Source organism: Archangium sp. (assembly GCF_036277355.1).
Lineage (GTDB): Bacteria > Myxococcota > Myxococcia > Myxococcales > Myxococcaceae > Archangium.
Map to the genome: position 1 here is coordinate 42262 of NZ_DASUNC010000082.1, position 10083 is coordinate 52344.

Annotated in this window: 8 protein-coding genes; 2 read left to right on the forward strand and 6 right to left on the reverse strand. The window is 63.1% G+C overall.

Going from position 1 to position 10083, the window contains the following annotated elements; genetic code table 11:
• Window positions 1–27: 27 nt before the first annotated feature.
• The 4 genes from VFZ09_RS22065 to VFZ09_RS22080 form a co-directional block, all read right to left on the reverse strand.
• Window positions 28–609, reverse strand: a complete 582-nt coding sequence (locus VFZ09_RS22065; RefSeq protein WP_329729618.1) for a hypothetical protein — start codon at window positions 607–609, stop codon at window positions 28–30.
• On the reverse strand, window positions 593–1714 hold the full coding sequence (locus VFZ09_RS22070; RefSeq protein WP_329729619.1) for an AAA family ATPase: 1122 nt from the start codon (window positions 1712–1714) through the stop codon (window positions 593–595). Before VFZ09_RS22070 ends, VFZ09_RS22065 begins: the two co-directional genes overlap by 17 nt.
• A 699-nt stretch (window positions 1715–2413) precedes the next feature.
• Window positions 2414–4096, reverse strand: coding sequence for a recombinase family protein (locus VFZ09_RS22075; protein WP_329729620.1), 1683 nt, complete (start codon window positions 4094–4096; stop codon window positions 2414–2416).
• A 244-nt stretch (window positions 4097–4340) separates the two neighbouring features.
• Window positions 4341–4757 carry a hypothetical protein gene (locus VFZ09_RS22080; RefSeq protein WP_329729621.1) on the reverse strand — a complete coding sequence of 139 codons (417 nt, stop codon included), beginning with the start codon at window positions 4755–4757 and terminating at the stop codon, window positions 4341–4343.
• 395 nt (window positions 4758–5152) lie between these two features.
• Here VFZ09_RS22080 and VFZ09_RS22085 point away from each other — a divergent pair, with 395 nt between their 5' ends.
• On the forward strand, window positions 5153–5965 hold the full coding sequence (locus tag VFZ09_RS22085; RefSeq protein ID WP_329729622.1) for a hypothetical protein: 813 nt from the start codon (window positions 5153–5155) through the stop codon (window positions 5963–5965).
• Window positions 5962–8904, forward strand: coding sequence for a toxin VasX (locus VFZ09_RS22090; RefSeq protein ID WP_329729623.1), 2943 nt, complete (start codon window positions 5962–5964; stop codon window positions 8902–8904). Before VFZ09_RS22085 ends, VFZ09_RS22090 begins: the two co-directional genes overlap by 4 nt.
• A 180-nt stretch (window positions 8905–9084) precedes the next feature.
• Here the strand turns inward: VFZ09_RS22090 and VFZ09_RS22095 are convergent, their stop codons facing one another.
• The gene (locus VFZ09_RS22095) at window positions 9085–9759 is read right to left on the reverse strand and encodes a transposase (RefSeq protein ID WP_329729624.1); all 675 of its coding nucleotides are present in this window, start codon (window positions 9757–9759) and stop codon (window positions 9085–9087) included.
• Window positions 9760–9864: 105 nt separating this feature from the next.
• Window positions 9865–10083: DUF3418 domain-containing protein (locus tag VFZ09_RS22100; protein WP_329729625.1), on the reverse strand; the 219-nt coding region annotated here is incomplete at its 5' end.

The window sequence follows — 10083 nt, forward strand, 5'->3', positions numbered from 1 at the left end:
ATCCCACCTCGATGAGTCCCCATGGAGTCAGGCTGGAGCGCGCAACAGCTGGAGTCTTCTACACTCGGCCCAGCCTGCCTCCAACGAAGGCAGGTCCGGGTGCACCTCTCTTCGCGACCAGGCGGACTGCACATTACGCATGGCTTGGCGGGTCAGGGTGCCATGCTCCTGGGCACGGAGCCTGGCGGGCAAAAAATCCTTGCTTTGCTCGCTCTCGGGCACCAGTTCTCCGTGATGCAGGTAGAGGATCCACGTCTCGATGCTCCAGGTGGGCACCATCAGGGCAATGGCTTCGCCAGGGTCCATGGCGGCCTGGCCCTGGCCACGCAGCCGGGCGTTGAGCGAATCCCGTCGTCCGGGCACGCCCACCTTATCCCCATCAATGCCTACCATCAGGGCCCGATTCTCACGCCGCCACTTGCGGTACTGCAGAACCCATGTGGGGAGTTGCTCCCGCACCCACTGCTCCGCCGAGCGTACCCCCTTGGGCGCGACACGCCTGTCGAGGACCTGCCAACCCTCCTCCTCACAGATGGCGGCGAAGAACTGCTCCTGCATCCGGTCCTCGCACAAGAGGGTGATGCGCAGCGGCTCATTCTTCTTCGCCATAGCGCCCCCGAAGCCAGTCGGAAGCCCGTAAGCCCTCCTCGAGATCGATCTTCAGCGGCTTGAGCCGCGTGGGCCCTCCTCCTGGCCTGGAGAAGATCCACGCATGGTCCGCCGCCAGGTAATCAATCACCTCCGGGTTATGAGAGATGATGAGGAGCTGGTTACCCGCCTCACGGGAAATCTCGCTGAGCCGGACCAGCCATGGCTGGAGTTCCGCCAGCTCAATGAAGTTGTCGGGCTCGTCGAAGCAGACCAGCGAGGCGCCCTTCGCGCTCGCGTGCAGCAGCGCGTAGAGCACCACGAGGGTCCGCTGCCCCTCGGACAGCTCGGTGAAATCGAGATCGTACGCCCCTGCCCCGGGCCAATTGAAGCTGGCGGTCAACACCTTCGCTCGGCCGCTGGCCATGGCCTTCAGCGTGCGAAATCCAGGGAGGACTTTTCGGAGGTTCTCATTGGCCACTGCAATGGCGTCCGGCTGCTCTTGCAGCGTGTGGCGGTACCAGGAGGCAAAGTTGTTGGCATTGCGCTCCAGGAAGGGTGTCTCGCGCTGGCTGGTGGCGCCGATGCTGCGGACATCCAGATTCAGTAGCCAGATGTTTGCCAGGAATTGCCGGAACCAGGCGATCCTGGGAGAATTCCCGGGCTCGATCGTTGCGATGTAGGAGCGTTCGGACGTGTAATGAAAGAACAAACCTGGTTTGAGAGCGCCGGGGATGAGAGCTCCTTCGTAGAGAGTGACTCCGGACTCGTTGCTCTCGAATAGGAGGAGACCTTCGAACTCCAGCTTCTCCTGCTGAATCCTGGTCACCTGCTTTTCACGCTCATGGTGGAGTTCGAGCACATACCGGAAGGTGCCCTCGTTGGGCTGCTGGACCTCTAGCTCGAACCGTTGCCGCGAGTCCTTCCGGGTGCGTGAGAGGGTCTCCGTGGGGAAGGCCGCCGAGGCCTCCTTATCCCAGACGAGCAGATCCTGCAGGCCCCCGAGCACCTCGAAGAGCGACGTCTTGCCCGAGCCGTTGCGGCCCACGAGGAGGTTCACCGCCGCCGGTTGAAACTCGAAGTTGAAGAGGGACTTGTAGTTGTCGGCGTAGAGTCGCTTCAGCATGCCTCACCCCGGAGCACGGCTGCGGTGCGGTGTAGGCAGGTGGGGTAACACGCTGGAATGGACACGTACAATCGGAGACTTCTGGGAGTGTCACGCTCCCGTGCCAATGGACCTGCTGGGGTGGACCTGCCCCCAGGTACCGTGGTTGCGGTGCCGCGCGGCGCACGTTCAGGGTGCTGCGGGGCTCCACCCGCTCTCCATTTCCAGAGGGAAAACGGGGTTGTGCCTCAGGTCCCGAGGGAGGGCGGATCCGCCCTTCGCGGCTTCGATTCCCGCCGCCTCCAATCGAGCCGGGCCGGTGGAGACGCGGTGCGGCCCTATTGGGCACACGCCGGCCCGGATGGTCCCCAGGGAGGGGCAGGCTCATGCGTTCAGTGCTGGCCAGCGCTCGTACGCTCCCCGCCCCTCGGAGGGGCTTGAGCGACCTGGACGCGGCCTGCTGCACTCCGACTTCCTGACGGCCTCCCCGCCCGGCTTCGTTTCCTTCGCCAGCGCGCTCCCGCCCCTGCTTCCCGTCAGACGAAGGGACGTGCCATCCGCCTCCCGTGCCGCATGGGAGCACGAGAGGGCCCGCGTGGCAGATGCCATCCCGAACCGGGCCTCACTCGCCAGAGGGCCCGGGTCCCTTCGTGCCAGGGAGCCCTGCGCCTCGCTGCCAGCCCCGCGCCGGGGCCAGGCTCGTGGGCAACCCCAGGTGCTCTAGAATCGCGCGCACCCCCTGCTGCTCCCTTCACGTACGCCAAGACCCGCCGCCTGCCTCCACACCTCAAGCACGCGAGCACATCGATCATCAGGACGCAAACGACAAAAACGGCCGGAGAGGGGGACGGCATGCTCGATGGTGACGTCCTCCCCCAGCACGATGACCCGCTCGACGAGCAAGCGGACGAGGCGTTGGCGCCCGGCGAAGTCGAGCGCCTCCAAGCCGTCCCGGATGGCTGCGGCGAACGCCTCGAGGTCGGCCCCCAGCCGCTCCATGCGTGCCCCCTCGGCGTGTTGAGCCTCCAGGTGCTCGACTCGCGTGCGCGTGGCCTGGAGCGAAGCTTCCAGCCGCTCGCGCCGGACCTTGAGCTCCTCTACCTCGATGGCGCCCTGTTGGTAGGCGTCGATGAGCCGGTCAATCTGCCCCTGCAAGTGCCGGCAGGCCCCTTCCAGCCGCGCTCTCTCCTGGTTCGCGGCCTGCGAGTTCTCACGGCGCTCCTGCCAGGTTTCCACCTCCTTCTGAAGCATCTGCGGCTGCTGGAGCCAATCACATAAAGCCTTCCACACCACCGCATCGAGTTCCTCAGCTCTCACGCGCCGGGCGGTGCAGCGCTCGGCGCGGCCGGTGTCCACCGCGGAGCGACGCTGGCAGGCGTAGTAGTGGTACTCGTAGGGGTGTCGTTGGCGATGGGTCAGGTGGTGGCATTCCATCCTCAAACCGCACCCACCGCACACCACCAGCGAGCGCAGCAGGTAGTCGTGGCGGACATTGCGCGGGCTCAGCAGCTTGTTGCGCGCCAGACGCTCTCGCACTTCGCGCTGCTCTTGCTCTCCCACCACGGCAGGCACAGGCACCTGCAGCCATTGCGCCCTGGGTCGCGCCCGGTGGCTGCTCTTGGCGTTCTTGCGGTACTTGCCAGGGTGGCGTGGCCGGGTGGGTTCCACCGGCTCGCGTTTTCCGTAGGTGGCCATGCCCGCGTAGGCCGGATTGGTGAGAAGGGTATACACCGTGGACTGGCGCCACAGGTTGGCTTTGCGCGGGCGGACCCCCTGGGCATTGAGGCGCCTGGCCACCTGACGCGCACTGAGGTCCTCCTCCAACACCCAGCGGAACATCTGGCGCACGTGCGTGGCCTCCTCTTCGTCCAGGACGATGATGCCCTGAGGCACCTGGGGCGTGCGCACCACCCGGTAGCCGTACGGGGGATTGTAGAAGGGCAGCATCTGCCCGCTTTTCACCTTGTGCATACGCCCGCGGCGGGTGCGCTCCAGAATCTTGGCCCGCTCGTACTCGGCAATCACGCCCTGCATCTGCACCAGCAGCAGGTCCTCGGGTTTCTGGCTGACGGGCCGCTCCAGGAAGTGCACCTGCACGCCGCGCTTGCCCAATTCCTCCAGGACAATCTGCTGGTGGACGTAGTTGCGAGCCAGTCTGTCAGGGGCGTACACCAGCACCAGGTCGAGCAGGCCGTCAGCGGCAGCGTCCCGCAGCGCATCCAGGCCGGGCCTGTCCAGGCGTGAGCCGCTGTAGCCCTCATCCACGTAGCGGTGCTCGGCGGCCACCACCAGCCCCATGCCCTCAGCGGCCTTCTCCAGGGCCGCCAGCTGCGAGGCCACCGTCCTCTCCTCCTGCTGGCGCGTCGTCGACACTCGCGCATACATCGCCGTCCTCTGTGTCATGGCCCTCCTCCTTGCTGTCCTCCTGGCCCCTTGGCTCCTGACTGAGCGACGCTGCCCCGGGGCCTGTCTTTCTTGCCGACGAGCCGCTGCGGGCTGCCTCCAGCAGCAGCCTGACGGCCCTGCTCAGCCGCTCCTCGCCGTCCGGGGCCGGGCGCGCCCTCCACTTCACTTTCCAAACACGCTTGCCCATCCCGCTCGCCTGACGGCCTCTGCTGCTGAGGACATGGGTCGCCTGGCTGAGCGGCTACGCGCGAAGCCGACGGGCGCCTGGACAGCCTGAAGACCCGGCGGTGCAGCGAGAAGCGGATGGGGTTTTTGCCGTTTGCGTCTTGAACACGTCGAAGTCGAACGTCCTCTTGAGCAACTCGGCCCAGTCCACTCGCGGCGTCTTCTCCTTCATCGGCTCCTTCCTGGCCGCTACCTCAAGCCTCGCGCTCGCCTCCTCCGCACCTGCTTGAGGGAGCTCCAGGCCCTGCCTGTCGTTCTCGTGAAGGTGCGTATTGGCATGCAGGGAGAAGCCTTCCAGGAAGGCGCACCGGGGCTGCTTTCGGGGAGGGGGCCGCACGTCCACCTCCGTCCAGCGCAGCCGCTGCTGCAGGGAGTGCGCCTGGTACGCCCGCAGCGCGTCCTGGGGCCCTTGCGCGGGCAGCGAGGGCCACATAAGGTCGCGTGGTGTTGAGGCTTGAGCAGCCACAGCCAACAGGCCCAAGCCCCCTGCTTCCCTGAGCTGCCCCTGCTGGCAGGACGGCAGGGCCGACGTGTGCCTCAAGGGGGCTGCACGGTGAGTGCACCGGCATGGCGCACTTCTCTTGGGCTCCCGTCAGCAGCCTTCCCCTGCCTCTCTGCTCCAACCCCCAGGGCTCAACAGGGCCCCCATGCCTCCTATACGCCATGATGCCGCGAACGGTTGAGACAAAGACTCCCTGGGTGGATTCCGGATCGTCTCCCATCCAAAAAAATGGCGCCCCCCTTGTCAGGGCCTTACGTTCACGAGCCGTATCCAGGCGACCCTAAAACAGGACTGGAGCCGACCCTCCAGAGGCAGGTGGACCCTTTATGCTCAGAATCACGAAAGAGCAGCTACAAGTCTTCAGGCGGCTATCGCGGCAAAGCTTTGTCGAGGAGATGCTCGGCCATCTGCACCAGTTCACTCCGGTGCATGCACGGAGCCTCCGGCCGAAGACGCTGCGGTCGATCATCGAGCTGGGCATTCAACGGGCAAACGGGCATGGATGGACCCAGCGTGGGCCGGTGCGCTTGTACATCGAGGTCATGTTTACCCTGGGCAGCGACTTCGATTCCGATCCACAGTTTCCGTGGGCCGCCACGATCCTCGGACAGGAGCTGGCGGACGAACTCCAAGGTATCCGTGCGCACGAACTCTACCGCGCCACGAGCACTTTCCTGGACGCCGCGGCCGGTCCCGACGGCCAGTACACCCTGGATGCACTGCGGCGTGCTCGGGCTGTCGGCCTGAAGCCAGCCATCGGTCCGTTCGCCGAATGGGACCGATGGATGCTGGAGGAACTTCAAGTCCTTGGGCCCGAGAAGTCGCGTTACGTCGGTGAGCAAGATCTTCGGGACTTGCTCCGGCACGCACGCGCACAGGCGCGAGCGCATGGCGCACAGACCTTGGTTGACGAGGCGCTCATCGCCTTGCTGATGTTCGGGCTGGGCCATGGCTGCTTGACGGATCCACAATTTCCCTGGATCGCCGCGACCCTTTCAGCACGCAAGGCAAGCGGCGGCTTCGGACGTTTCGAGCGGTTGCGAGGTGTGGCCATGCATTATCTCGGAAGAATGATCGAGAACCTGTCGCGGAGCAGGGGTTCCCAATCCGTGCTTGAACGCCGCGGAGCGAGGTCATGAGCACCACGGGAAGCAGACCGCCCACGGATCCCGCGAAATGCCCGGACGGCTCGAGGCCAGTGGACAATATCTGTGAGGCTTGCTCCCAACCGGACATGGGTTTGGCGATCTTGCCGGTGGTGCGTACCCTGGCACGAAAATCCCCGATTACGGACGACCTCGCGAAGGAAGCTTCACTACTGGGCGGTTTGTACATCAGTGCGGGGGCCTCGGGCTTGGAAGAATACAACTACGTATTGCGTACGCTTCCATCTGGCTACCTGTACGTGTTCAAGCCCACCGCATCGAAGCCATTGATGTGGGACACCTACTCCATCAATGAAAAAGGCCAACTGCTCGGATGCAAGTTGAAGCACGAGCGGTTCCTCGTCATCGATCCCGACAAACACAGCGAGGTGTGGCTGGCTTTCAGTTACTACCGCTGGACCGATGCCGTCCTGGCCAACTACGCTGCCGATGCGGGCAGCCGCCGCAACCGTATGAGCAAACTCGACGTGAAGGCGGCCGTGGCTGGTTCCCCGATTGATCACTCTCAAAAAGTAGTGCGGTTGGGCTCATCCGATGCAAAGGAAGTCAAGGGGAAAGATATTGAGACCATGGTGGCTGATTACGCACCACAGAAAATCGTATCCTGGCTGAACTCGAATTTGTCTGGCTCCATCATGCCGAGCAACAGCCCGCGCCTGTACAACAGCAACTCGCGGAACTCGTGGAACCTGCTCTCGCCCATTCCTGAGCGTGGGAGCGACGCCGCGGATGCGCTCGCTGGCATGATGGCGAAGGTCACCAGGGAAAAGAGGGGAAAGCAAAAGCATGGCGCCATCCTTGTATTGAAGGACGACCTCGGGCTAGCATTCAACCTCAATGCGTTGCGCAACGCCGAGGTGCAAAGCATGAATGCGTATGTCGCGGAGAACGAGCGCGCGCAACGAGTCGGTGAATACATCCTGCACTTCGAGGAGATGTTCAAGCGGAACGACCAAGCGAAAAAATGGGAGAACCGCTACAAGCCGCACTACGAACATCAACAATTGAAGCGCGACAAGAACGATTACCAGACCAAGATGGACAGGGACCTTAAGCGCATCAACCGCATGTCCCATGACGTGGCCAGACTGAACAGTTCCTTGAGCGCATGGTGGAGTGATTTTGATCGCTCCGACGATCAATCTGCCAAGGACCGGCAGGAAGCGACAAGCCTGTGTCTGGACGGCGCCGTCATCATCGAGGCCGAGAGAAAGCTGTGGGACGACTGGTTCAAGGAGAGCCTCAGCGATCCCAATGCCATGCTGTGGGGTGCCCTCACGGCCCTCGACGCTGGATTTGACAAGTTCATGCTGGGCGAGTCGCGAACAGATATCGGCAAGACAGACAAAATCACTGATATGGCCGACAAGATAATGGAGGGCGTGAAAAAGTATCGTGAGAACCTAAAGTATCGTGAGAACCTGAAGAAGCGAGACCAACCCGACGCCCTGATGCGCATCGGCGCGGTCATGGTCAACCAACTCATTCGATTGAAGCAGAGCGAACCAGAACTCTACAAAATCGCGCTCAAACGCGTCCTGAGTGTCATATTGGTTCGCACAGACATAACCGTCAAGCTCAGGACCATTCCGCTCAGTCTCTCCCAGGCGGCATGGCTGCTGGCGGAGGCCGCCCATGGACCGCCCGATCCCCGTCTCAAGCGGTTGGTCGATGCCGAGATGACGACCGGCAAGCGCGTCCATGTCCATGTGGTGGGGCCCAGCGGCGCGGTCTTGGTGGGGCCCAGCGGCGCGGACTCGTCCTCGGCGGAAAGGACACGCATGGTCGAGTTCTGGCTGACGGAGGAGACGGCTCGAGCGTTGCCGTCTCCACAGGTGAATCCATTTCGGGAAATGATGGAGTATTTTAAAAAAAACCCGTCTGGGGCGCTGCCCTGGTTGGGGCTGACCCTCCAGATGCTCAACCTGTCCAACAGCATCGAGAGCAGCCGCGATCCGGGCCAGGACGATAAGTCCGATGCGTACTTCAGTGTCCTGTCGGGAACCCTCGGAGTCGCGGGGCTCGCGTTGGAAATGTACTCCAATGGGATGCAGAAGCGGTTGGGGACCAAGGTCTTCGCGAGTATGGCGATGAAGGCTGGAGTCCTGTCATCATTGTCTTCGCTCGTGGATGTCATACAGGCCGCCTCCAAGGCTCATGAGCGAATGAGAGCTGACGATTATGACTCCGCGTTGCTCCACGTGGCCGCGGGTGGTTTCGCAGTGGGCTCCATGGTGACGTCTTTCGTCCCGATTGTCGGTATCCTGCTGGGGGTGGTGAGTGCGCCCGTGGCGGGAATCGTCTGGTTCTTCTCGAGTGTTTTCTTCGCGGCGGGCGGGGTGACATCTCTTTGGTTTGCCAAGGAATCTGAAGATAACAAGCTTGAGGTTTGGCTCAGGAAGTCTTTCTATGGGAAGGGTGTAGGAGGAGCGAAGTATTCAGCCCAGGAACCGGAACAGGAGTTGAATGCACTGCATGAAGTCGTGTATGCCAAGGCCATGGAGATCCAGGACTCGTGGAGCGGTTCCGAGTTCAGCTTCAGGATTGATCTGCCAGGAGCAGGAATAGACAGTGTGATCGACTGCAAGATCTCGCTGCTGGTCCGAGGCGAGAGTCGTCGTGAAATCTTTCATGAAATCATTCAACCCAAGATCGTGAAAGGTCAAGTGGTCGACCCGCACGAACAGAGGCTGAGTGCACGTAGTGAACCCCTTTCGAATGGCTCCCCTCAGTTCAGATGGTTGGAACCGCCAGCCATCAGGAATGACGCCTATGGCGGAAAGCTCAAACTGGAGGACGCTCAGTTCCGGGGGGTCGAGGTCGAACTCTCGTATCATCCCAACGCGAAGGGGATACCGCGGCTCGTGCTCCCGATGGATTCCAAGAAGCGCACGAAGGTGAGCCGTAGATGATTTCTGTCTCGGAATCGAAGGGCCAACTGTGCCTGGAGTCTGAGTGGCAGGCTGAGGTCGACGACCATGCTGGTCCGGCCAGCGTAGTAAAGGTTGGGAACAATGAAGTTAGAGAGAGCCCAGAGCTACAAGTCAGGTGACTATGGGCAGGCTCAAATAAGTGTGGAGGAAGGAGGGGCATTATGAGTAGGCCGTCACATCCGCCAGCACCTTTCGCCTGCCTCCACACCTCACGCAGACGAACACGTCGAAGTCGAACGTCCTCTTGAGCAACTCTGCCCAGTCCACTCGCGGCGTCTTCTCCTTCATCGGCTCCTTCCTGGCCGCTACCTCAAGCCTCGCGCTCGCCTCCTCCGCACCTGCTTGAGGGAGCAGAAATGGCCGCAGTTTGGCGCCTGGAGCGAAGACGCCGTGGAACCTCGTGAGGTTTGCCCGAGGCGGAGGCACTAGGGATGCCAGGCGACGCAGCAACTCCAGCCCGGTGAAGAGCAGGTGCGTGGTGCCGTCCGGCAGCGGGCGCTTCATGCGGTAGGTGATGTGGCCGTCCTCCGCTCGTGACAAACGTTCCAGCGCCAGCGCACCGCGTGCCCCGTAGCGGCATAGCCGCTCCAGTCCCTGCCTGTCGTTGGCATGCAGGTGCGTATTGGCGTGCAGGGAGAAGCCCTCCAGGAAGGTGCACCGGGGCTGCTTTCGGGGAGGAGGCCGCACGTCCACCTCCGTCCAGCGCAGTCGCTGCTGCGGGGAATGCGCCTGGTACGCCTGCAGCGCGTCCTCGGGCCCTTGCGCGGGCAGGGCCCCTCTTTTCTCCAACAGCCGCAGCACCCGGTGCCGCACCACCTTCAGCAGCCGCTCCACCTCTCCGGCACGAAGACGCCGTCCGGCACCAGCGAGTGGAAGTGAGGCGTCACTTGCAAGGCCGAGCCGAAGAACTGGACGTCGCGGACGCACAGCCACTCGCTTCTAGCGCAGCGCCGCGAGGGCCGCGCCGACCTTCGCCACCGTCACCGACACGGGCGTCGTCACCTCCGGAGCGAAGATGGCCACGCGGAGCTCCTCGAAGGCCCACCGAAGCTCCTGCGCCGCCTCCTGGTCACGCACGGTGGCGCGCCTGGCGAGGAAGGTCTCCCACAGGGGGGTGAAGGGCTCGGCCTTCCCCGCGTCCTTGCCGGGGTTCGCCAC

Bases quoted from the DNA above. Each gene is read 5' to 3' on its own strand.
- VFZ09_RS22070 (WP_329729619.1), bottom strand. From the start codon at position 1,714: ATGCTGAAGCGACTCTACGCCGACAACTACAAGTCCCTCTTCAACTTC.
- VFZ09_RS22085 (WP_329729622.1), top strand. From the start codon at position 5,153: ATGCTCAGAATCACGAAAGAGCAGCTACAAGTCTTCAGGCGGCTATCG.
- VFZ09_RS22080 (WP_329729621.1), bottom strand. From the start codon at position 4,757: ATGTGGCCCTCGCTGCCCGCGCAAGGGCCCCAGGACGCGCTGCGGGCG.
- VFZ09_RS22075 (WP_329729620.1), bottom strand. From the start codon at position 4,096: ATGACACAGAGGACGGCGATGTATGCGCGAGTGTCGACGACGCGCCAG.
- VFZ09_RS22090 (WP_329729623.1), top strand. From the start codon at position 5,962: ATGAGCACCACGGGAAGCAGACCGCCCACGGATCCCGCGAAATGCCCG.
- VFZ09_RS22065 (WP_329729618.1), bottom strand. From the start codon at position 609: ATGGCGAAGAAGAATGAGCCGCTGCGCATCACCCTCTTGTGCGAGGAC.